This is a genomic window from Xanthomarina sp. F1114 (assembly GCF_026410255.1).
In the GTDB taxonomy this organism is placed as follows: domain Bacteria; phylum Bacteroidota; class Bacteroidia; order Flavobacteriales; family Flavobacteriaceae; genus Xanthomarina.
In genome coordinates this window covers 58,903-81,302 of the sequence record NZ_JAPMLL010000015.1, presented here as the reverse complement: position 1 = coordinate 81,302, position 22,400 = coordinate 58,903, and the positions used below count along the sequence as shown (strand labels likewise).

Annotated in this window: 23 protein-coding genes; 3 read left to right on the top strand and 20 right to left on the bottom strand. The window is 32.7% G+C overall.

The genetic code is table 11. The features are described 5' to 3' along the window. Positions 1–34: 34 nt before the first annotated feature. Entirely contained in the window at positions 35–1,003 is a 969-nt protein-coding gene (trpS, locus tag OS188_RS12795) for a tryptophan--tRNA ligase (protein WP_267149246.1), read from the top strand. A gap of 72 nt (positions 1,004–1,075) precedes the next feature. On the opposite strand, the gene dprA is transcribed toward trpS, so the two are convergent. Continuing rightward, positions 1,076–2,179: a DNA-processing protein DprA gene (gene dprA, locus OS188_RS12790; protein ID WP_267149245.1), complete on the bottom strand. Its 1,104-nt coding sequence runs from the start codon at positions 2,177–2,179 to the stop codon at positions 1,076–1,078. Between the two features lie 104 nt (positions 2,180–2,283). On the opposite strand from dprA, the gene OS188_RS12785 reads away from it, so the two are divergent. Together OS188_RS12785 and OS188_RS12780 are read left to right on the top strand one after the other, a co-directional pair. Then, the gene (locus OS188_RS12785) at positions 2,284–3,222 is read left to right on the top strand and encodes an HU domain-containing protein (RefSeq protein WP_267149244.1); all 939 of its coding nucleotides are present in this window, start codon (positions 2,284–2,286) and stop codon (positions 3,220–3,222) included. 254 nt (positions 3,223–3,476) lie between these two features. Beyond that, a complete protein-coding gene (locus tag OS188_RS12780) occupies positions 3,477–3,986 on the top strand; it encodes an acyl-CoA thioesterase (RefSeq protein WP_267149243.1) in 510 nt (169 codons plus the stop codon). A gap of 4 nt (positions 3,987–3,990) precedes the next feature. Here the strand turns inward: OS188_RS12780 and OS188_RS12775 are convergent, their stop codons facing one another. The 19 genes from OS188_RS12775 to OS188_RS12685 form a co-directional block, all read right to left on the bottom strand. Continuing rightward, a complete protein-coding gene (locus OS188_RS12775; RefSeq protein WP_267149242.1) occupies positions 3,991–4,761 on the bottom strand; it encodes a hypothetical protein in 771 nt (256 codons plus the stop codon). Between the two features lie 294 nt (positions 4,762–5,055). Next, positions 5,056–6,285 carry a murein hydrolase activator EnvC family protein gene (locus OS188_RS12770; RefSeq protein WP_267149241.1) on the bottom strand — a complete coding sequence of 410 codons (1,230 nt, stop codon included), beginning with the start codon at positions 6,283–6,285 and terminating at the stop codon, positions 5,056–5,058. After that, the gene (lolB1, locus tag OS188_RS12765; protein ID WP_267149240.1) at positions 6,285–7,064 is read right to left on the bottom strand and encodes a lipoprotein insertase outer membrane protein LolB1; all 780 of its coding nucleotides are present in this window, start codon (positions 7,062–7,064) and stop codon (positions 6,285–6,287) included. Before lolB1 ends, OS188_RS12770 begins: the two co-directional genes overlap by 1 nt. Then, a complete protein-coding gene (locus OS188_RS12760; protein ID WP_267149239.1) occupies positions 7,064–8,425 on the bottom strand; it encodes a tetratricopeptide repeat protein in 1,362 nt (453 codons plus the stop codon). Before OS188_RS12760 ends, lolB1 begins: the two co-directional genes overlap by 1 nt. An 81-nt stretch (positions 8,426–8,506) precedes the next feature. Beyond that, positions 8,507–9,526 carry a sugar phosphate nucleotidyltransferase gene (locus OS188_RS12755; RefSeq protein ID WP_267149238.1) on the bottom strand — a complete coding sequence of 340 codons (1,020 nt, stop codon included), beginning with the start codon at positions 9,524–9,526 and terminating at the stop codon, positions 8,507–8,509. 375 nt (positions 9,527–9,901) lie between these two features. After that, positions 9,902–10,336, bottom strand: a complete 435-nt coding sequence (dut, locus tag OS188_RS12750) for a dUTP diphosphatase (RefSeq protein ID WP_267149237.1) — start codon at positions 10,334–10,336, stop codon at positions 9,902–9,904. A gap of 120 nt (positions 10,337–10,456) precedes the next feature. After that, entirely contained in the window at positions 10,457–11,920 is a 1,464-nt protein-coding gene (locus OS188_RS12745; protein ID WP_267149236.1) for an oligosaccharide flippase family protein, read from the bottom strand. Between the two features lie 59 nt (positions 11,921–11,979). Next, on the bottom strand, positions 11,980–12,483 hold the full coding sequence (locus OS188_RS12740; protein ID WP_267149235.1) for a hypothetical protein: 504 nt from the start codon (positions 12,481–12,483) through the stop codon (positions 11,980–11,982). 126 nt (positions 12,484–12,609) lie between these two features. After that, positions 12,610–13,470: an ATP synthase F1 subunit gamma gene (gene atpG, locus OS188_RS12735; RefSeq protein WP_267149234.1), complete on the bottom strand. Its 861-nt coding sequence runs from the start codon at positions 13,468–13,470 to the stop codon at positions 12,610–12,612. 78 nt (positions 13,471–13,548) lie between these two features. Next, on the bottom strand, positions 13,549–15,129 hold the full coding sequence (gene atpA, locus OS188_RS12730; protein WP_267149233.1) for a F0F1 ATP synthase subunit alpha: 1,581 nt from the start codon (positions 15,127–15,129) through the stop codon (positions 13,549–13,551). A gap of 52 nt (positions 15,130–15,181) precedes the next feature. Then, the gene (gene atpH, locus OS188_RS12725; protein WP_267149232.1) at positions 15,182–15,718 is read right to left on the bottom strand and encodes an ATP synthase F1 subunit delta; all 537 of its coding nucleotides are present in this window, start codon (positions 15,716–15,718) and stop codon (positions 15,182–15,184) included. A gap of 72 nt (positions 15,719–15,790) precedes the next feature. Then, the gene (locus tag OS188_RS12720; RefSeq protein WP_267149231.1) at positions 15,791–16,285 is read right to left on the bottom strand and encodes a F0F1 ATP synthase subunit B; all 495 of its coding nucleotides are present in this window, start codon (positions 16,283–16,285) and stop codon (positions 15,791–15,793) included. Positions 16,286–16,447: 162 nt separating this feature from the next. Beyond that, positions 16,448–16,654 (bottom strand): ATP synthase F0 subunit C, encoded by a 207-nt coding sequence (atpE, locus tag OS188_RS12715; RefSeq protein ID WP_267149230.1) that lies wholly within the window; start codon positions 16,652–16,654, stop codon positions 16,448–16,450. A 19-nt stretch (positions 16,655–16,673) separates the two neighbouring features. Further along, complete coding sequence (atpB, locus tag OS188_RS12710; protein WP_267149229.1) at positions 16,674–17,756, bottom strand: F0F1 ATP synthase subunit A; 1,083 nt, start codon at positions 17,754–17,756, stop codon at positions 16,674–16,676. Positions 17,757–17,868: 112 nt separating this feature from the next. Further along, entirely contained in the window at positions 17,869–18,267 is a 399-nt protein-coding gene (locus OS188_RS12705; protein WP_267149228.1) for a hypothetical protein, read from the bottom strand. Beyond that, positions 18,268–18,513 (bottom strand): AtpZ/AtpI family protein, encoded by a 246-nt coding sequence (locus OS188_RS12700; RefSeq protein ID WP_267149227.1) that lies wholly within the window; start codon positions 18,511–18,513, stop codon positions 18,268–18,270. It abuts the gene before it with no gap. Next, positions 18,467–18,895: a bactofilin family protein gene (locus OS188_RS12695; protein WP_267149226.1), complete on the bottom strand. Its 429-nt coding sequence runs from the start codon at positions 18,893–18,895 to the stop codon at positions 18,467–18,469. The genes OS188_RS12700 and OS188_RS12695 overlap by 47 nt, the downstream gene beginning before the upstream one ends. 18 nt (positions 18,896–18,913) lie before the next feature. Beyond that, complete coding sequence (porW, locus tag OS188_RS12690) at positions 18,914–21,502, bottom strand: type IX secretion system periplasmic lipoprotein PorW/SprE (protein ID WP_267149225.1); 2,589 nt, start codon at positions 21,500–21,502, stop codon at positions 18,914–18,916. A gap of 167 nt (positions 21,503–21,669) precedes the next feature. Further along, a complete protein-coding gene (locus OS188_RS12685; RefSeq protein WP_267149224.1) occupies positions 21,670–22,392 on the bottom strand; it encodes an ABC transporter ATP-binding protein in 723 nt (240 codons plus the stop codon). Positions 22,393–22,400: the final 8 nt, after the last annotated feature.

The window sequence follows — 22,400 nt, the reverse complement described above, 5'->3', positions numbered from 1 at the left end:
ATAAAAAAAGATTCCTGCTTTTGCAGGAAGTATTATGGCAAGAATTTTAACAGGCATTCAAAGTACCGGAACACCCCATTTAGGAAATATTTTAGGCGCATTAATTCCAGCAATTAAAATGGCTAATAATCCTAAAAACGACTCGTTTTTATTTATTGCAAATCTGCATACCTTAACACAAATTAAAGATGCAGAACTTTTGCGAAACAACACTTATTCTACAGCTGCAACTTGGCTAGCTTTTGGATTGGATGTAGAAAAAACAGTGTTTTATAGACAGAGCGATATTCCGCAAGTAACTGAATTGTCTTGGTACTTAAGTTGTTTTTTTCCATATCAACGCTTAACTCTTGCCCATGGCTTTAAAGATAAAGCTGATAGATTAGGAGATGTAAATGCGGGATTATTTACCTACCCAATGCTTATGGCTGCAGATATTTTAATATATGATGCCGAAATTGTTCCTGTTGGAAAAGACCAATTACAACATATAGAAATGACACGTGATGTTGCTTCTCGTTTCCATACAAAAATGGGAGAGACTTTTGTAATTCCAGAAGGAAGCATTCAAGAAAACATTATGATTGTTCCTGGAACTAATGGTGGAAAAATGAGTAAAAGCCAAGGAAATATTATTAATATTTTTCTAGACGATAAAAAACTTCGCAAGCAAATTATGGGTATTGAAACAGATAGCACAGCTCTAGAAGACCCTAAAGACTGGAGTACATGTAATTGTTTTGCATTATATAATTTATTGGCTTCCAATGAACAAATTGCAGCAATGAAGGCCAATTACGAACAAGGTGGTTACGGTTACGGTCATGCTAAACAAGCCCTTTTTGAGCTTATAATTGAAAAATTTGCTACCGAACGCGAGCGTTATCATTATTATATGAATAATCTGGATGAAATAGATAAACTTTTAGCTATTGGTGCAAAAAAAGCTCAAGTTGTAGCTAATGATGTTTTAAATCGTGTTCGCGAGAAAGTGGGTTACTAGTTTAATTTAAAATTCTAAGGTTAAATATAGTGTCTAACAAAGATTTAAAAGGCTTGTTAGACACTTTTATTTTTAAATAATTTCGAATAATTTTCCAGGTAAAGGTCTTAGCACTCCCTTTAATTCCATATTTAATAAAATGCCAGCAATTTTATAAATAGGTAAGTTACATTCTAAGGCAATGACATCTAAAAGTTGTTTGTCTTTTTCTTTTAAATAGTTATAAACTATTTTTTCTTCATCATTTAACTCCACGAACAATTGCTTTTGGATAGGGGCTTTTGCCTTTTCTTCTAACTCCCAATTCAACATATATGGAATATCTAGAGGTGTAGATAAAACATGTGCTTTTTGAAATTTAATCAAATTATTACAACCTATACTCTGGCTATCTGTTACTCTGCCCGGAACGGCAAACACATCTCTATTATACGAATTTGCAATATCTGCAGTTACCAGACTTCCTCCTCTTTCGGCAGATTCTATAACAATAGTGGCTTCGCTTAAACCAGCAATCACCCGATTTCGTTTTAAGAAGTTGTTTCTATCAAAAGGATCGCTACTCCAAAAGTCTGTTAAGAATCCCCCGTTTTTTTCAACTTCTGCAACATATTTTTTATGTGCTTTTGGGTATACTTGATTCAAACCATGAGCCAAACAACCTACCGTCTGCAACTTATTATTTATAGCTGCTTTTTGAGCTGTAATATCTGTTCCATAAGCAAATCCAGAAACTATAACTGGATTAAAAATAGCTAACTCCTCAATTAACTTATTACAAAAAGCAATGCCATTAGTTGTAATTTTTCTGGTACCTACCACACTAATAATTCGTTGTTGTTTTAAATTTACATGTCCGGATTGGAAGAGTAAAATAGGACTATCTATACAATGTTTTAATTTTTCAGGATAATTGGAATCTGCAAAATACAAGGTAGTAATATTATTCTCTTGAATAAATTTTAATTCTTCTTCTGCAGCTTTAAAATGATGTTTGCCATATAAATCTCTAATAACCAAACTTCCTATGCCGTCAATTTTAAGTAAGTTCTGTTTTTTTTCATTAAAAATAGCTTCCACAGAACCACAATGAGCAATCAGTTTTTTTGCTGTAATATCTCCAATATTAGGAACGTGCTGCAAAGCCAAAATATATAGTAAATTATTTTCAGACATGATAATATTTTGATAATGAGACTACAAGTAAAGCAATTTAATCATGTTAATAAATAGTTAGGCCGAATTTTTGTTCGCAATTAAAAATTGCTAACTTTGTTTTTATGCAATTAGAATCATACATAAGCGACTTACTATATAGATATGAATGTGTTACAGTTCCTGAGTTTGGAGCTTTTTTAACGCAACGAGTTTCAGCAACCATTCACGAGTCTACAAATGCCTTTTATCCTCCAAAAAAGAAACTATCTTTTAACGAGCAAATTCAAGCAAACGATGGCATTTTAACCCATTATATCGCCGATGTAGAAAAGATTCCATTTGAAGAAGCTGCAAGAAAGATTGAAAAACGTGTGAAAGCGCTAAAATCTTATCTTACCGAAGGAGAAACCATTGCTTTTGATAATATTGGAGAACTTTCGTTAAATAACGAAGGGAAGATGCTTTTTGAACCTTCTTATCACTTAAATTATTTAACAGATGCTTTTGGCTTATCCCAATTTGTATCTCCTTCTGTAAGTAGAGAAGTTTATAAAGAAGAAGTTGAAAAAATTGAAAAAGTTATTCCAATTGCAATTACTCCAGAAAGACGCAAATCTAAAGGTTATTTAAAATATGCTGCTGTAGCGGTAATTGCCCTGACTGTGGGTGGGTTTGTTGCTTCCAAATATTATGTAGAAAACATAAATTCTCAAAACCAAATAGCTCAAGAAGAAGCCAATGTACAGCTTGAAAACAAAATTCAAGAAGCTACTTTTGTTATAGAGAATCCACTTCCTGCTGTTACTCTAAATGTGAAAAAACAAGTTGGTAATTACCATATTATTGCCGGTGCTTTTAGAGTGGAGGGAAACAGCGATAAAAAAGTTGAAGAACTTAAACAATTAGGTTATGATGCTAGAAAAATTGGTGAAAACAAATACGGTTTACACGAAGTAGTCTATGCTAGTTATCAAGACCGTTTGGAGGCTTTAAGTGCTTTAAGAGAAGTAAAACGCTCTCATAATTCTGCTGCTTGGTTGTTGGTGAAGGAGTTGGATTAATTTCCTGTTCTGAAGCCTGTCTTTGTAGACAGACCGAAAGTAACGACTAAAGAACCTCTAACCAACCTTAACGTTATCCCACATCACATGGAGAGATTCCTCCTAACGTCGGAATGACATATTATTACAAAAAAAACATAGCAATTTTTCGTTGTGTTGTATTTCATTTTCAGTGACAAAATTTTCATAATTCGTAAGTCTAAAATCTAAAATGGCTTTACCTTTGCATTTCATTTTATAAATGCACACCCATCATGTCTATAAAAACACCTGAGCAATCCAGAACCATAATGACAGACTTAGTTCTGCCAAGTGAAACCAACCCATTAAACAACTTATTTGGAGGCGAATTACTTGCTAGAATGGATCGTGCTGCCAGTATTGCTGCCAGAAGACACAGCAGACGAATTGTGGTAACAGCGTCTGTAAATCACGTAGAATTTAATCGTGCAGTGCCTGTGGGATCTGTGGTTACGGTTGAAGCTAAGGTATCTCGTGCTTTTAGAAGCTCGATGGAAATTTACTTAGATGTTTGGATAGAAGATAGAGAATCTGGACAAAAAACTAAGGCTAACGAAGCTATTTACACTTTTGTAGCTGTAGATGAAACAGGCCGTCCTGTGGAAGTTCCTGAGCTTACTCCAGAAACCGATTTAGAAAAAGAACGCTTTAAAGGCGCTTTAAGACGCAAACAATTAAGCTTAGTAATTGCTGGTAAAATGAACCCTAAAGATGCTACGGAGTTGAAGGCTTTGTTTGTATAAGCTATTATTCTTGGTATGTATAAGTAACCTGAGTTTCTAAGTCCCCATACATATATTCCTTGGATGTTAAAGGATATCCAGCCGCATTATAAGTATACTCTATATTTATCTCGGTAGATTGATTATAATTACGCGTTAAAATGGTATTAGTTATATTGTTAAAACTATTACCAACTACTTTGCTTAATTCTTGATTTTCAAAAAGGCTTGCTTGTGGATTGTTATAGATATCATATTCATAAGTGTGGTCTTTAATATCTCCGTTAATAGGTTCTGAATGCGTATGCTCAATATTTCCGTTTGTGTTGAAAGTTATAGTTACTACTGCTGCCGCTTCATTATCTGCGTTGAAATGCTGTTTACTTATTAACTGATTATCGGCATTATAACTATAAACCGTACGTAAAATATCACCATTGCTTCGATGTCTGAGTGATGTAGTAATTAAATCGTTTTCAAAAATAAACTCTGTATAATCTATATTTTCTTCATATTCTGTAGAAGATTTCCATATCTGTCCATTGGCATTATATGAGAATGAGGTTGTATATTGAGCATATTCTGACAGACTCCATGATTCTCCCAAAGTACTACTAACCTTACCTTGTCTATTATAAAAATATGTATTACTTGACTTAACATCTGTTTTTGGATAATAAATATCCATTTTTATTAAAGATCCACTAGGTGCATGGTCTTGTGATTCATAATCACTATCATCACTATGACATGAACTCATAAATATAACAATGGACACAAGTAAAGGATATTTCATATTTTCAGTAATTTTTTGAATAATAAATATATTAAATTACGCCAACGCTTTAATCGAAAAGTCCTTTAAATTTTATTTTTAGACAGAATACAGAGTTATGATCGGGTTTTGCGAGAAAGCAGATATTTATCCCTGAAAAATAAAGCCTGCATATGCTAAGGAGTTAAAAGCACTTTTTGTATAATTAATATCTTTTTGTTTGAGATTCCTAGCTTCTTTCCAAAATCGAGGATTCAACGCGCACCATGAAAAGTTACATTTTATAAATCCTAAAAATAGTGTTTCAAAATGTTATCACATTTTGTAAATCCAATCGGCTGGATTTTGAGTGTTGCTTTCTTTAAAGATGCTAAAGTTTAAGATACTTTCTTTATTAGATGGGTTGGTAAAAACTTTTCCAATTTCTTGTTTGGTACTTACCATATCTCCCTTTTTAACATACACTTTAGACAGGTTTTTATATACTGTTATATAGTTACCGTGTTGTATTAACACCGACAGATTTCCATGCTTTATTGCCTGAACAGCCAGCACCTTTCCATTAAATACAGCACGAATTTCAGCTCCTTCTTCAGTTGCAATTCGAACTCCATTACTTTGAATCATTACTGTTTTTACCACTGGATGTGGTTGTTTTCCATAGCGAAGTTTTACAACTCCTTTTTGTACTGGCCAAGGTAGTTTTCCTTTACTTGACACAAAATTACTTGCTAAAATTTTATCTTCTGGAGTTAATGCAAAACCACTAGAAGCTGTACTCTTTTTACCAGCACTTTTATTAGATTTAGCAATAGCTTCGCGAATAATTTTCTCAATTTCCCGATCAATTTTATCTGCTTCTTTTTGCTTTTGTCTTATTTGAGCCGTATAATTATTCAGGTTTTTATTTATGGAAGCCATCAAACTTTCTTGCTGTTTTAACTCCACTTCAAGCTCTCTTTGAGCCACCCTGTTTTCGTCAATTAGCTTTTGTTTGTCCTCTTTTTGTCTTAATAAAGCCTTATTAGTTTCTTGTAATTCGGCCGTCTTTACCTTTATAGCTTCACCTTGCTCCTTTTGATAATCTGCATATTGATTGATGTATTGTACTCGCTTATAAGCTTGCTGAAAATTGCTAGACGACAATAAAAACATGATTCTACTTTGTTCACTTTTACTTTTATAAGAAGTGACAATCATTTTAGCATAATTGTCTTTTAAGGTTTGAAGTTCGTCTCGTAATTCGGTGATTTTCTTTTGATTGGTATTAATTTCTCGAGTTAGTAAATTAGCCTGCTGATTCGTGATTTTTATCAAATTCCGACGCACATTCACTTTATAACTTAAATCTTCAATAAGAGACGTTTGAGATTTCTTTTGAGATCTGTTTTTAAACAATAAATCGTTTATTTGTTTGATTTCATTTCTCAATTCCTGACGTCGCTCTTCTAACTCTTGCTGTTTTTTACTTTGCGAAAATCCAATGGTACTGGTTAAAGTAAAAACCAGTAGGAAGATGTATTTAAAAGTGTGTTTATGCCCCATTATTTTAAGATTATTTCTTCGAATCCTGATGGTATCTTAAAAGGATATCTTAAATCTTGGTTCAAATATACAGATTTGAAAGACATTTCTATCACAGTTTCTTTATCGGCTTCCAACACAATTATTTTAATATCTTCAGGTAAATTTTGCTTATCTATTAGTTGATAATTTAAATAATCTACTTGAAGAAATCTAGCCTCTATAGGCTGAGCTAGTTGTTGAGAATCAATTTTAAAATGAACAGGGCTAATTAAGTAAAACAACTCGAAAAGCGCCAATTGCTCTTTGGGTTGAAATAAATATTTATCATTTGAAACAGACATGCTATAATCGGTTCTATTTAATTCAAACAAAGGATCTCCAAGTAGCATGTTTTGTACTTTCTCAAAATCTAAATCTGTTCCAAGGATATCACTTAATAGACTAAAATCTCCATCAAAATACGTATTGTCTAACTTGTTATAATAGCTTACTTTTTCTGGAGTAATTTTTGCTCTTACAATATTAAAAGACGAACTTATCCAGATAATCTGATCTTTCAACATTCTAAATGAAACTGTATGTGTTTGCGAATCGTTTCCTTGAGAATAAGAAATTTTAACTTTGGCTTGAAGAGTTTTAAAATCTGGAGAAGTTCTAGAATTTTCTTTAATAACCTCTTTTGAAGTTAAACTTAAATTTGCTGTACCATCTGATGAGATTTTAGACGACTTACAAGCCGTAAAAAATAGGATAAGAACTCCTAAAATAAGAGGCTTTATATTATTCAATATATTCATTAATTTGTAGATTCTAACTGTTCGGCTTTATCACTAAACGTCTTGGCTTTAGTTGTATTGTTTAAAGCGCTATAAGCCAAACTAAGTTGTCTGTAAAAATCGCCTTCCATCTTGGTGTCGTCTATCACATAATCAAGCCCGGTTTCTAAGGCATCAATAGCTTGTTTAGGTTTGTTTAGCCTATTTAGAGCCACGCCATTTACCAGGTATAACAATGGTTGCGATGGGTATTTTAATAGTGCCTTATCGCTTTTAGAAACAACCTCTTCGTAGTGCTCTAAATCAATATCTAAAAGCAGTACTTGTTTTAAAACAGAATAATTATCTGAATCTATTTTTAAAGCTTCATTGTAGTATTTCAAAGCCTTTTCTTTATCGTCCTTTCTTAGATAATACTGTGCTAATTCTATATAGCTTTTATCATTAGTATCGTCTAAAGTAAAACTAGTAGCTTCTACCAAATCCTGTTCGTATTCCGGATTTTCGCTAACAAATTTTACAAAATCTGATAAAACCATCATTTTAGCATCGGGATTAATCTGTGGACTTTGAAGTACTATTTTCATAGAAGCAATAGCCTGTTCTGTGCTATTCTCTTCTATATAGAACTTGTATAATGCTAAATGTACTAGTTGGGAGTTAGGTTTTATTTCTAATAGTTTTTTAGCTGTTTCAAACGCCTTCTCATTATCGTTATTTTCGCTATATCTATAAATTAAAGCCAAGTAATTTGATTCTTCGTCTGGATTATTGTCTACCCGAGTTTCTAGATTTTGAATCTGGTCGTTCTTTCTTCCTGTTGCTTTATAAATTTGATTTCGCATCAAATCTCGGGAAGGAGTTATGCCTTGTTCTTTGTCTAGTTCGTCCAGAATACTTAAGGCATCATTGTATTTTTTTGCTTTAAAATACAACATGGCTAAATCTTCTTTATATTCAGGATGATATTTAACTAGTTGCTGGATGGTTTTAATAGCCTTTTTTTCGTCGTTTTGTTGTGCATAAACCGTGTAAAGTTCATCTAAATACCACTCGTTTTCTGGCTCTAATTTTACCGCTCTCTTTAAAGCATCCTCGGCAGCACCAAAATTTTTTAATTTGTTGTAGTTTTTGCCTAATTCGAAATAAAAAACAGATTCTTTTTTATCTAATTCAATACATAAAAGAAGCGCTTTAACTGCCCGATCATAGTTTTCAATAGCTTGTTGTTTTAGAGCTTCAAAAAACAATTCTTGAGTTCTATCTTCAACATCACCTAAATCGTCATCTGGCGTCTTATTAAAATCTACTTGGGCATAGTTTATCTGGGGAACGAGAATCATTCCAAAGAAAAAAATGAGGATGTAGAATTTTGTTTTCATAGCGCGCCTGCCATAACAGGAATCTTTGAGTTATTTTAAACTTTACTGTCGTTACATTACTTTTCTATGTACATAAGCGTATTATTCTAAAACTGAATAATCTCCAATACTTACTTTCTTAAAATTACCATTATAACTTACATGATTACCAATCATTGCGTCGTCTAAATTAGCATTTTTAATAGTAGTATGGCTTTGTATTAAACTATTTTTAACGGTTGAAGTCTCAATCGTACAATTATCTCCTATGGAAACATTTGGACCAATAGTAGCATTATTTAAAACTACATTTTCGCCAATAAAGCAAGGTTCTATAATGGTTGAATTATTATTTTTAATGGTTGAAGAAATTAATTGTTCATCTCCATCAGCTTTTAGAAACCCTAACATTCTAGTATTTGTTTCTATGGTTACGGGTTTATTACCACAATCCATCCACTCGTCTACAGTTCCGGTTTTAAAAACCTTCCCTTTCGCCATCATCCCTTTAATACCATCATTTATTTGATATTCGCCACCATTAATAATGTTATTGTCTAACACATGTTGCAATTCTTCTTTTAAAACAGCAACATCTTTAAAGTAATAAATACCAATAACAGCTAAATCGCTGACAAAGGTTTCTGGTTTTTCAACCAGCTCAATAATTTCATTATTATCGTTTAATTTAACCACTCCAAAAGCCTCTGGTTTATCTACTTGTTTTACCCAGATTACGGCATCTGCATCAGGATCTAAACTAAAGTTAGCACGAATTAGAGTATCTGCATAAGCAATAACTGCTGGTCCCGAAAGAGATTCTTTGGCGCACATAATAGCGTGTCCTGTTCCTAAAGGCTTGTCTTGACGATAAATAGTAGCTTTAGCATTTAAACCTTCTGCCAATTTTTCTAAACTAGAAACCACCTCGTCTCCAAACCAAGCTGGATCTCCAAGAATAAAAGCAATTTCGTCGATGGGTTGATCTAATACTTTTACAATATCCTTTACCAATCTATGAACAATAGGCTGTCCTGCAACCGGAATTAAAGGTTTTGGTACTGTTAAACTATGTGGTCTAAGACGAGAACCTCGTCCAGCCATGGGTACTATTATTTTCATATCATTACCTGCGCAGGCAGGTATCTTTTAGTTAAACTTTATTTTCTAATTTTCCGATAATTCAGATTCCATCGGATTCATTTCTTCAATTAATTCAATCTTCCAATCTCTTTTCCATTTTTTAAAATTTCGTTCTCGTTTTACAGCTTCACTTCCATGTTCAAACTCTTCAAAATATATTAATTCATCACAGTTATATACAGTTATACCTGGCTGTAACTGATTATGGTCGAACTTTTAATTTATGTTCTTTTACTCTTTCATCCATATTTTACGTTACTCCAATATACAAAACACCATTTGTTTATTTGTCATGAAATATATAAACCAGTGTTTCATTTTAATTGATAGAGAGTCTCCTGCTTTCGCAAGAATTTACTTCACACCTGTGCTTCCAAAACCACCCTCACCACGGGAGGTTTCAGAAAGTTTTTCTACTTCGGTCCACTCAGCGCGTTCGTGTTTTGCAATAACTAATTGTGCAACGCGTTCGCCATTTTCTATAGTGAAATCCTGATTTGATAAGTTTACAAGAATCACGCCAATTTCTCCACGGTAATCGGCATCAATAGTTCCTGGCGAATTCAAAACGGTCACTCCTTTTTTAGCCGCTAGACCACTTCTAGGTCTTACCTGTGCTTCGAAACCTATTGGTAGTTCTATAAATAAACCTGTTTTTACAATGGTTCTTTCTAAAGGTTTAAGAGTTACGGATTCTGTTAAGTTTGCTCTTAAATCCATTCCTGCAGAAGCTATGGTTTCGTAATGTGGTAATGCATGACTGGATTTATTAATTATTTTTATATTCATATTTACTTAACCGTTAAAACGGTATCTATTTTTAATTATAACTCAATTATTTCTGAGGCCTAGTCTTCTAAATTCCAGAAAGAAATTGGCTGTTTTCAAAGAAGCAGATAGGCCTTTAATTTATGTTCTTTTTAGCAGTTTTTTCAAATCATTTTTTTCAAGTTGAATAACTAAAGCTAAAAATACAATTAATGCTGAAATTCCAACAATATAATTCCCCCTAAATCCATAAAAAACCACAAACGAAAGTCCTATTGACAATAATAAATACCATGAGATTTTTTTAAGATTATATGGAATTGGATAATATTTTTTTCCATAATAATAGGATACAAACATCATACTAGCATAGGCAAACAAGGTAGCAATAGCCGAGCCAACATAGCTAAATATTGGAATTAACCAGAAATTTACGGCTAAAGTTAATAGTGCTCCAAACACCGAAATGTAGGCTCCAAACTTGGTTCTATCTGTTACTTTATACCAAACCGATAAATTATGGTAAATACCTAAACACAGATTAGCTAATAAGATAATTGGCACAATAACCATGGCTTGCCAATAAGCCTCATTACCAATAAGTATTACTTTTAGAACATCGGCAAAAACAACTACTCCTAATAAGATAACAGATCCGAAAATAACGAAATACTCCAAAATTCTAGCGTAGTTGTGCTTAGGGTTTTCAGAATTAGCATGGCTAAAAAAGAAAGGTTCTACGCCCAACTTAAAAGCTGTTACAAAAAGTGTCATAAACATTCCTAATTTATAACAAGCTGAGTACATACCTATCTCGGTTTTAGCTATATTTTCGGGTAGAAGTTTATTAAGAAGAATTCTATCAAAAGTCTCATTTATGGAAAATGCAACACCTGCAATTAACACTGGAAAAGCATAGCGAATCATCTGTTTCCAAAGCGTACTATTAAAATAGTATTTAACTTTAAAGTAGAAAGGAGACATTAATAATAAGGTAACCGCACTTGCTACTAAGTTGGCAATAAAAATATAATTGATTTCAAAATCTGGCTTATAAATGAGTGCTAACACCTGAGATTCTGCAGCTAGATCTTTTAACCACAGTAGCAAAAATAAGTTTAAGCCTAAGTTAACTAACACATTAATTATTTTAATAATGGCGTATTTAATAGGCCTTGCATTTGCTCTTAACCAGGCAAATGGGATAATTACCAAAGCATCTAATAACAAAATCCAAATAACCAAATTGATATATTCGACTTTAATATCGATAAAATCTGCTATTTGATTTTGAAACGTTAAGGCAAAAACTAAAAATAATAAGGAAGAGACTATTAACGAAATTGTAGAGGTTCCAACCACTTTAGACTTATCATCTTCTTTATGATAAAACCTAAAAAAAGCAGTTTCCATGCCATAAGCCAACAAAACGTTGAACAATACAAAATAGGAGTAGATTAAAGATACATCTCCATAATCGGCCACCGATTTTAAGACGCTTTCATCCGTGTGTAAGCGCACTAACAAAAAACTCAACATTCGTGGTAGCACAGTGGCTAAACCATAAATAAAAGTTTGTTTAAAGAGAGATTTTAAAGTACTCAAAAGCTTGTTTTTGGTCTGCTAAATATACTGTTTTCTAAGAGGGTACACAACGAATTCTATTATGGCTTTTTAGGGGGAGCTAATGGGTATTCTGCTCGTTGCTTCTCCATGAGGTTATTAACTTTTAAATATTTGGTTGTATTATTTTCAATATAGCTTATAACACACTCATCCTGAACTAAATTAAAAGGATTTTGAGACAATTCTTTGGGTAATTTGTTACCAAATTCCTCCTTACTATTACTCATTGTAATAGTTTCTGATTGGTTGCTTTCAGTTATAATATTTGCGATATAAAGAGATTTTCCAGCCTCTATTTTGGCCCTATAATCTCTAAAGTATACAGAATCTAAAACCACATTGTTTTTATTAGAAATAAGGTTTAATGATAGAGTATATCCCGAACCTCCTCCTTGAACACCAGAAAACCATTTCTGGTAGCTTATTTCGCCCAATTCAAACGAGGCTTGATCTTGGAGTTTTTGTGCACTAGAACATTGGGAAAAACTAATTAGAATTATGAATATAAATATAAATCCCAAAAACTGCTTCTGAATTTTCATTGTTTTTGTGTTTTAGTTATATAAAGATAGTAAATCAAAGATTGCACCATAAAAAAACCCCACTTAAAAAGTGAGGTTTTATATGTATTTTAAAATAGGCTTCGACTAAATGTTTAAAGCTTCAGCTTAATTATTAAGAGCTTCAGCTCCACCAACAATTTCTAAGATTTCGTTAGTAATTGCAGCCTGACGCGCTTTATTATAAGTTAATTTTAATTGATCTCTTAACTCTGTAGCGTTATCTGTTGCTTTGTGCATAGCCGTCATACGCGCACCATGTTCTGAAGCAAAAGAATCTCTAACACTTTTATATAATTGCGTTTTTAAAGATTTAGGTATTAATTGCTCTACGATTTCAATTTTTGAAGGTTCAAAAATATAATCTAAAGTTACGTTATCATCTTTTTCAATAGGAACAATTGGTAAAAATTGCTCGGTCATGATTTCTTGAGTTGCTGCATTTTTGAACTTGTTGTAAACAAGAACAATTCTATCATAATTACCAGCAACAAATTGATCCATAAGCATTTGTGCAATATCAGCAGCATTATCGAAAGTTAAATCATCGAAAAGTCCACTTTCATTAGCAATTACCTTATTGGTCTTTTTAAAAGCATCATCCGCTTTTTTTCCAATTGCTAAATAAGAAACCTCTTGATTAGCATAAGTTTCTTTAGTTAGTTTGTTTACTGCTTTTATAATATTAGAGTTAAAAGCACCACACAAACCTCTATTAGAAGTAATGGCAACAATAAGGACATTATTTACTTCCCTTTGCTCTGAAAATTTACTTCCAGATTCTGCGTCTAACGTAGCGCTTAAATCTTGTAAAAGCTCGGTTAACTTATCTGCATAAGGACGCATTGCCGTAATAGCATCTTGCGCCTTCTTTAACTTTGCAGCAGATACCATTTTCATGGCACTAGTAATCTGCATGGTTGAAGATACCGATGTAATTCTATTACGTATTTCTTTTAAATTAGCCATATTTTCGAGTTATGAGTTAGGTGTGTAGCGTTATAAGTGCTAGGTAAATCTTTACTTATAACGCTACACTCTAAACTTTTACGCTTTATATTTCTCTGATAAATCTTTAGCCACAGTAACTAAAGTGTCTGTAACCTCATCAGTTAATTTACCTGCTTTTAAAGTAGCTAAGACATCGCTATGTTTTGCTTTTAAGAAATCGATATAATCTCTTTCAAATTCTTTTACTTTAGCTACTGGTACATCTCTTAATAAGTTTTTAGATCCTGCATAAATAATTGCTACTTGATCTTCCACTTTAAAAGGATCGTTTTGTCCTTGTTTTAAGATTTCAACGTTACGTTTTCCTTTTTCAATGACATTTAAAGTAACTGCATCTAAATCTGATCCAAATTTCGCGAATGCTTCTAATTCACGGAATTGTGCTTGATCTAATTTTAAAGTACCAGATACTTTTTTCATTGATTTAATCTGAGCATTACCACCAACACGAGATACAGAAATACCTACGTTAATTGCCGGACGTACGCCAGAGTTAAATAAATCTCCATCTAAGAAAATTTGTCCATCTGTAATAGAAATTACGTTAGTTGGGATATATGCTGATACGTCTCCTGCTTGAGTTTCAATAATTGGTAAAGCTGTTAAAGAACCACCACCTTTAACGATTCCTTTAATAGAATCTGGAAGGTCGTTCATATCTTGAGCAATAGCATCGTTATCAATAATTTTTGCAGAACGTTCTAATAATCTAGAGTGTAAGTAGAAAACGTCTCCAGGATACGCTTCACGTCCTGGTGGACGACGTAATAATAAAGATACCTCACGGTAAGCTACAGCTTGCTTAGATAAATCATCAAAAACAATTAAAGCTGGTCTACCCGTATCTCTAAAATACTCTCCAATAGATGCTCCTGTAAAAGGTGCATAAACTTGCATAGCAGCAGGGTCTGATGCATTTGCAGCTACTATTGTAGTATAAGCTAAAGCGCCTCTTTCTTCTAGAGTCTTAGCAATTAATGCAACTGTTGAAGCTTTTTGTCCAACTGCCACATATATACAATATACAGGGTTTCCTGCATCGTAAAATTCTTTTTGATTTAAAATAGCATCAATACAAACCGTAGTTTTACCAGTTTGTCTATCTCCAATTACCAACTCACGTTGACCTCTACCAACTGGAATCATAGCATCAATAGCTTTAATTCCTGTTTGTAACGGCTCGGTAACTGGCTCTCTAAAAATTACCCCTGGAGCTTTACGCTCTAAAGGCATTTCGTAAGTTTTACCGGAAATTGGTCCTTTTCCATCAATTGGATTTCCTAAAGTATCAACCACACGTCCAACAATTCCTTCACCTACTTTTGTAGATGCAATACGTTCTGTACGTTTTACTGTAGATCCTTCTTTAACTCCTATTGAAGTTCCTAAAAGTACGATTCCTACGTTATCTTCTTCTAAGTTAAGAACAATACCTTCTGCTCCTCCTTCGAATTCAACTAATTCACCATATTGTGCATTAGCCAATCCGTACGCACGAACAATACCATCACCTACAGTTAATACAGTTCCAACCTCGTCTAATGTAGCTCCTGCTTCAAAACCTGAAAGTTGTTGTTTTAAAATTGCTGATATTTCAGCTGGTTTTACTTCTGCCATTTTTATAAAGTATTAAGTATTTGGTAATAAAATAAGTACCAAATCTGTATATTTAATTTAATGTAAATTCTCTTTTTAACTTGTTTAATTTGTTTGCAATACTTGCATTGTATTGAATATCTCCAACACGTAAAATAAAGCCTCCTATAATGCTTTCGTCTAAAGTGCTTTTAATTTCAACATCTTTCCCCGTAAGCTCTTTAAGTTTAGCTAATACCTTTTTTCTTAAATCGTCTGTTAATGGGACTGCTGTAGTAACTTGTGCCACTTGAGTTCCTGTTAACTGATCGTATAAAAGGTTATATTGTATAGCAATTTCCTCTATTAGTGGTAATCTTTTATTTGTGATTAAAGTATCAATTAAATTTTGTGTTATTTCATTAGAGTCTTTAAAAACCTCTAATAACACAGATTTTTTAACTGAAGCACCCACTACAGGACTTTGAAGCATACTGTTTAAGTCTGTGCTTTCTGCAATAGTTTTAGCTATTAGCTTCATATCTTTATTTACAACCTCGGTTGCTTTTTTATCTGATGCTAAACTTAAAACTGCTTTTGCGTAACGTATTGCTGCTCTTGCTCCTGCCATAGCTTATTCTAAATCCTTTTTTTAAGTGCATTAAATTGCAGTTATAAAAAGGACTCGTTTTATAATTAATAATTAGTTTAATTTTGCTTCTCCTAACATAGACTCAACCAATTGTACTTGTTTGTCTTTGCTAGATAATTCTGCACGAACTACTTTTTCCGCTATATCTATAGATAACTCGGCTACGTGATTTTTAAGTTCTGCCATTGCAGCTTTCTTTTCACTTTCAATAGCAGCCTGAGCTTGTTCTATTATTTTATTAGCTTGATTTTCAGCTTCACTTTTAGCATCGTCAATTAATTTAACTTTAATATCACGTGCTTCTTTAAGTAATGCTTCTCTTTCTGCTCTTGCTTCTTTTAAAATACGTTCGTTATCGGCATGAAGATTCTCCATTTCCTTACGTGCGTTTTCAGCAGATGCCAATGCTTTTTTAATACCATCTTCTCTATCGCCAACAGCACCAAGAATTGGTTTCCAAGCATATTTTTTTAAAATAATAAGTAAAAACAAAAATGTAATTACTGTCCAAAAGACAAGTCCTAAACCGGGTGTAATTAAATCCATTCTTTAATTTTTTTAGTTTTTAGTCCCACGATGTGGGTATACTTTTTTTGAGACTACGCTCAATTCAAATTTTAATTATAACTCTCTTAAGGTAATCCTTAAGTCTTAAAAAATTAAAACACAGAGGCAACCAACCGTTACCTCTGTATTTAATAATCTTAATTAAGAGATTATCGATGCAACAACACCAAATAGTGCTACTGCTTCTACGAAAGCCGCTAAAATAAGTGCTGAAGTTTGGATTTTTCCTTGGATTTCTGGTTGACGAGCCATGGCATCCATAGCTGATCCTCCAATTTTTCCAATTCCGTATCCGGCTCCAACTACTGCGATACCAGCTCCGATTGCTGCAATTCCTGTAATAGTCATAATATAAAATTTAAATTAATTAATGTTCTTCTTCTGTTGCCATACCTATATATAAGGCAGACAATATGGTAAATATATACGCTTGAATTGCTGTAACTACAATTTCAATTATTAAAATAAACAATGAAAACCCTACAGATACCGGAGCAATTGCAAAAGTTTCAAAGATAAAAATTAACGACATTAACGACAGGATAATAATATGTCCTGCTGTAATGTTAGCAAACAAACGAATAGTTAAAGATATTGGCTTTACAAACATTCCAATAATCTCTATAGGCATTAAAAATATTTTCATTGGCACTGGAACTCCAGGCATCCAGAAAATATGTTTCCAATAGTTTTTATTACCACTTACGCTTGTAATTATAAGAGTAAATGCAGCTAATGTTACAGTAAAAGCAATATTACCACTTACGTTAGCACTATTTAAAAATGGAATTAAACCAAAAATATTATTGATCCATATAAAGAAAAATATGGTTAATAAATATGGCATGTATTTTTTGTACTTTTTATCTCCAATCATTGGTCTAGCAATGTCGTCTCGTACAAAAATAATTAGTGGCTCTATAAATCCAGCGATTCCGGTTGGAACCTTATCGTTAGATTTTTTATATACTTTAGCTGTAGAAATAAATATAAGAAGTAAAGCTATTACCGAAACCCACATCATAAACACGTTTCTTGTAATAGACACATCGAAAGGTAAAGTAGCGTTAGTTGGGTGATGCTCTGCATCGAATACTAATTCTTGCGTTCCAGCATCTAATTGGTAAACTTTTTCATGATATTTTACAAAGCGTAACCCATCCTTTTCCACAATTTGTGTTCCAGAATCGTCATGATGAAATTCGCTAGACATAAAGGTAACCAGGCCTTGATCTGTCCATAATATAACAGGTAAAGAAATGGTAACTGGTTTCCCATTCCAATCAAATATATGAAACTCATGCGCATCTTTTACGTGATGCATAATCATCTCTTTGGCATCGAACTTACTATCGTTGTCATCCCCACTAGCTTCTTGTGCATATCCAACAAATGAGATTGTTAAAAATAATGCAGAAAAAAATACGTTTTTAAAGGTGCTTAATGTCATTTTATATTGATTAAAAATACCTTGCTTTAAATTCCGTGCAAATGTACGTACATTATATTAATTGTCAAACACTTTTTTAACGATTATTTAATGTCTTGATATTCACAAGGTTCTAAGGCTTTTTTTGGAGAAATATTGTTAGGGAATACACTTCAAAAAACAAGTATAAAAAATAAGGGATAAAAAAGTTGAATACATCCGGTTGTTTTTTGTCCATATCTGATAGAATTACTGGCAATAAAAAAAGAATTGCTAATATCATTTTTAATAAAGTAAAGCCCATAAATAGATTAAATATATCGGTCTTTCCTCTAGAATATTGAAAGTTAATTACAGTATAGACTAAAGTGGTTACAACAAAATGAAACACATAAATTTGCCATAACGGAATCATATAAATAATAGAATCGAAATGAGATAGCAAATAACTATGTATACCTAAAAGGATGAGAGTAATTGCAGCATTTTGAACTAAAAAGGAAAGTTGTCTGGTTTTAAAAACTTTATTCATTTAATTATCTTCTTTTGAGATTGCAATAATACGTCTTATTACAAAAACAATAGCAAAAATTACAAATACCAAAGATAGAATAATGGTGTAGGCGTTATACTTATTAGGAAAAGCATCGTCTAATTTTACTCCTACAAAAGCACCAATACCAATAATAACAAACATTTGAAAGGCAATGCTTGAATATTTAGCATAGCTACTAAGCGATTTGCTCTTCTCCCTTTTTTGCTCCTCCTTTTTGCTCATTTTTTGAACGGCTTTCTTTTATTGCACCTTGCATAGCACATGTTACATTAAATGTGGCTCCTGGCTCTACTTCTAGCTTTCCTAGAGTAACTTCGCCTTCAATATGTGCTGAAGATCTTAAAGTAAGGGTTCCTGTTAAGTTGAGCTTTCCTGAAAATTTACCTTCAAAATGAGCATCGGTTCCATCCAGAGTTCCTTTAACTACTCCAGTTTTTCCAACTACAATCTTTCCAGGTGTTTTTAAATTACCTTCTATGGTTCCATCAATTCTCAAGTCGCCTTCGCTAATTAAATCGCCAACAATTTTAGTGCCTTTTGAAATAATGTTCTGACTTGATACTAATTCTAGGTTTTGTCTGTCTTTTTTATTATCGGAAAACATAATATGTATTATTTGGGGTTATTGTAAATCTAAATATTCATCGAAATTCTTATGAATTTGAATGGTTCTATAATTTGACGAAGATACAGCAAAGAAGTCATGTATAATTTTATCTTTCTTTTTCTCTTGAAGAGATAAGGCATATCCACTGGCACCTTCTTTACTTTTTAATCCATGAACAAGTATAAAGGTTGTTGTTGGGTTATACACATCTACAGAAAGCGATAAGTTATATACATTTACCTTTTCTATTTCAGCTTGTAGTTTCTTCTTAAATTTTTCTAATTCTTCTTTGGAAGCAGATTTAAAATAATAAACAATTTTAAAGTTGTTATCTGTTTCATTATCTACAAAATCTTTAGATGCTAATTTAGGTAGGACATTATCAATTATGTCTTGAGCTTTTTCTCCTTCAGGAGAATTAGCATAATTCAAAGCTACAAAGTTTAAAGCTTCGCTATAAGCCTCAAAACCTTTTAATCTTCCAATGGCAGTTGCTTTTAAAAGTTCGAATTTAGGGATCATTGGATCGCCTTCAATCTGATTTATATAATCATCAACTTCTGAAATTACCTGGCTGTATTTCTGACTTTCAAGTTGGTCGTAAATATTTTTATAGATGTTTTCTGGACTATTTTCATCTTTTAAAGCAGCAGATTCCGGGTTTTCTAAAATAAGTGCATATCTAGATTCTGGATAGTTAGTAATAATATCGTTTTTAGCTATGCTAGCCTCATCATTTTCACCTAAAAGCTCATACAGTTTATATAGATTATATTTTGAAGGCAAGATCAACTTATCTTCCGGCTCCATATTTAATAAGTCTTGAAAGGTGTTTTTAGAAAGTTCGTATTCCTTAAACTTCTCCTTATATATAACCGCTAATTGGTAATAAGCAAAATTTCTTTGTTTAGCAAGACTGTCAATCTCTTTTTGATCTGTTGGAATTCTAGAAATATAAAATTCAGGATCGAATAATTCAGTATCTGTTGCAATAATTTCTCTTTCGGTATTTTCTGCAACACCTCTACCAGATCTATTATTTGAAGACCAGCGCCAATTATCTTCTAAAGCTCTGTCTCCCCATTTTTCTAAGAAGTCGTTTTTACCGTAAGCCACCGTTGTTGGATTATAGAAATAAAAACTAGATCTTCCCGGTGGTGTATTTGGTCCTTTAGAGCCTCTTAAACTATCACTAGCATCGCTGCTTGAAAAACTGTTTTTAAATTTATCGTTAGCTCCCATTTGCTGTTCTCTTTCAGCTAAAGCAGCTTCCAATTCTTTTTGCTCTTGCTCTTCTTGCGCTCGAACTTTCAAGTCTTCGGTGTATTTTGTAAAGTATGCAAGTTGCTCATTGTATGACAAATTGGTAAGACCTATAATACTATCGTTAGCAAAAGCTATGTCTTCATAATAAATAACATCGTCTAGATTGTCTCTTTTTCTTTTAATAATTCTAAAAGGTTTCGAATTATTAACCATGTTAGTCATTGTGCTATCATAATAAGCACCAGCTATTTTATACTCGGAGTAATCAAAAAAGTAATCGCCTAAGATTTCATAATTTGTGGCCATTAGTTTTTTGTCTCTAGAATTAGTTCTTAAAGATCTATTATAATATTCTACAGCTAAGGAGTCTTGCTCTCCTTGCGCATAAAAATCGGCTATTTGATGATATATTTTGTCTAGATAAGGTCTATTTTCTCTGTTTTCTTCAATTTCGGTTAGGTTTTCCAAAACCACTGCCTTATCTCCAACCGTATGGTCAAAGTTATTTACTTTTTCTAATTCTGCAGCAATTAAATAAATACGAGGTGTTTTTCGGTTTAATTTAATAACCTTATCAAAAGCTATATTGGCACTGTCTTTATAGCCAAGTCTATTAAATAATTGTCCTTGGATATATCTGTAACGTCCACGCTCGTCGTTATTTTTTGTGTTCAGGCTAGCTGTGTTTAATTGTGTTGCTGCACTATCAAGAGCTTCAATATTAATATAAGCCTGAGCTAAAGTTGACGTAGCATCTGCTAAATCTTGTCCTTCAAGATTTTCTTGATCTAACAAGCGTTTCAGATTTTCAATGGCAACCTCATCGTTTTCTAATCTAAGGTTTCCTTTTTCTCTCCAAATTTTTGCTTGATTTATTTTATCGCTTGCAGGGTATTTATAAAGAATATAATTAAAAGCTTCTAGTGCTGGCACAAACCTTTGATCGAAGTATCTGGCTTTTCCTAATAGTAAATATGCTTCGTCTATTTGTGGATTTTTCTCTTTCCCATTAATATTCATGCCATGCAATTGAATGGCTTTTACCGCTTTTTCTTCTGCTCTAACAAAACGATCGTTTGAGTTTTGTCCAGGAAGTGTAACTTCTTCTGAAACTTGCATACGCTCAATAGGCAAAATATCCCAATAATCGTCTTCATAGCTTTCGTTTAAGGATTGTTTCCCTTCTTCTAAAGCAATATAACCATTATATAAAATATTATCTTTTGCTGCTAGCGCATGGAAATTCCGGCTTAAAAACGAGTCTTTTTTTCTAGAACAACTCGTAATAAACAGGATGGTACAAAAGAGGAATACTATGAATCTAAAAGATGTTCGCAACGTTTATTTTATTTGGTTTAACTATAAACTAAAAATAGTTTTATATATTATGTATAGCCGTAAAAATAAGGCATCTTTTTGAATTATTTGTAAAGAAATATATCAAATATAACTTCTTCAATTCCCTAAGGCTTAGATAAGATTCTTGATTTATGCGTTTTCTGCCTTTAAACAGCGTTGTCAATAAACGTTTCGTTCCCAGAAAAATGAACTTCTAATTCCTTTAAAGTGGCATCACTTGTAGCCAAATCCTTAATAACTTCTCCTTTTTCTAAAACTACAATACGCTCGCAAACATCTGTAACATGTAGTAAATCGTGACTAGAAACTAAAACCGTAACTCCTTTAGTCTGGGCAAGGTCTTTAAGTATATTTTTTAATCGGATTTGGGTTGTTGGGTCCAAATTAGCAAAAGGTTCGTCTAAAACAATAATTTCCGGATTACCAATTAAGGCTGCTACAATCCCGGCCTTTTTCTGATTTCCTTTACTTAAATCTCTAAGATATTTTTTCTGATTTAAAATTTCGCCATGGAAAAAGTCTTCAAATTGAGAAATTAAAGCATCAACATCTGCCTTATTCTGTCCACGAAGTTCACCTATAAAATAGAAATACTCTTCTGGAGTTAAATAACCAATTAGAAAACTTTCATCTATAAAAGCCGAGGTGTATGTTTTCCAATCTTCGCTGGTATTCACTAAAACTTCTTTACTTTTTATATGTCCAGAACTAGGTCTAATAAGGTCTAAAAGCAGGCTAAAGAATGTTGTTTTTCCGGCACCATTATTTCCTATCAATCCAAAACTTTGTCCTTTAGGAATCTGTAAGTCTTCAATTTTTAAAACGGTTTTACTTCCGTAACTCTTTGTAAGGTTTGCAACGTTAATCATAGTTATAT

Excerpts from the sequence above, each read along its gene's own strand:
- OS188_RS12685 (WP_267149224.1), bottom strand. The coding sequence starts at position 22,392 with ATGATTAACGTTGCAAACCTTACAAAGAGTTACGGAAGTAAAACCGTT.
- dprA (WP_267149245.1), bottom strand. The coding sequence starts at position 2,179 with ATGTCTGAAAATAATTTACTATATATTTTGGCTTTGCAGCACGTTCCT.
- OS188_RS12785 (WP_267149244.1), top strand. The coding sequence starts at position 2,284 with ATGCAATTAGAATCATACATAAGCGACTTACTATATAGATATGAATGT.
- OS188_RS12780 (WP_267149243.1), top strand. The coding sequence starts at position 3,477 with ATGTCTATAAAAACACCTGAGCAATCCAGAACCATAATGACAGACTTA.
- OS188_RS12775 (WP_267149242.1), bottom strand. The coding sequence starts at position 4,761 with ATGAAATATCCTTTACTTGTGTCCATTGTTATATTTATGAGTTCATGT.
- OS188_RS12720 (WP_267149231.1), bottom strand. The coding sequence starts at position 16,285 with ATGGATTTAATTACACCCGGTTTAGGACTTGTCTTTTGGACAGTAATT.
- dut (WP_267149237.1), bottom strand. The coding sequence starts at position 10,336 with ATGAATATAAAAATAATTAATAAATCCAGTCATGCATTACCACATTAC.
- atpE (WP_267149230.1), bottom strand. The coding sequence starts at position 16,654 with ATGACTATTACAGGAATTGCAGCAATCGGAGCTGGTATCGCAGTAGTT.
- OS188_RS12760 (WP_267149239.1), bottom strand. The coding sequence starts at position 8,425 with ATGAAAACAAAATTCTACATCCTCATTTTTTTCTTTGGAATGATTCTC.
- OS188_RS12740 (WP_267149235.1), bottom strand. The coding sequence starts at position 12,483 with ATGAAAATTCAGAAGCAGTTTTTGGGATTTATATTTATATTCATAATT.
- lolB1 (WP_267149240.1), bottom strand. The coding sequence starts at position 7,064 with ATGAATATATTGAATAATATAAAGCCTCTTATTTTAGGAGTTCTTATC.
- OS188_RS12770 (WP_267149241.1), bottom strand. The coding sequence starts at position 6,285 with ATGGGGCATAAACACACTTTTAAATACATCTTCCTACTGGTTTTTACT.
- trpS (WP_267149246.1), top strand. The coding sequence starts at position 35 with ATGGCAAGAATTTTAACAGGCATTCAAAGTACCGGAACACCCCATTTA.
- atpA (WP_267149233.1), bottom strand. The coding sequence starts at position 15,129 with ATGGCAGAAGTAAAACCAGCTGAAATATCAGCAATTTTAAAACAACAA.
- OS188_RS12700 (WP_267149227.1), bottom strand. The coding sequence starts at position 18,513 with ATGAGCAAAAAGGAGGAGCAAAAAAGGGAGAAGAGCAAATCGCTTAGT.
- OS188_RS12705 (WP_267149228.1), bottom strand. The coding sequence starts at position 18,267 with ATGAATAAAGTTTTTAAAACCAGACAACTTTCCTTTTTAGTTCAAAAT.
- atpB (WP_267149229.1), bottom strand. The coding sequence starts at position 17,756 with ATGACATTAAGCACCTTTAAAAACGTATTTTTTTCTGCATTATTTTTA.
- OS188_RS12755 (WP_267149238.1), bottom strand. The coding sequence starts at position 9,526 with ATGAAAATAATAGTACCCATGGCTGGACGAGGTTCTCGTCTTAGACCA.
- atpH (WP_267149232.1), bottom strand. The coding sequence starts at position 15,718 with ATGGCAGGAGCAAGAGCAGCAATACGTTACGCAAAAGCAGTTTTAAGT.
- atpG (WP_267149234.1), bottom strand. The coding sequence starts at position 13,470 with ATGGCTAATTTAAAAGAAATACGTAATAGAATTACATCGGTATCTTCA.
- OS188_RS12695 (WP_267149226.1), bottom strand. The coding sequence starts at position 18,895 with ATGTTTTCCGATAATAAAAAAGACAGACAAAACCTAGAATTAGTATCA.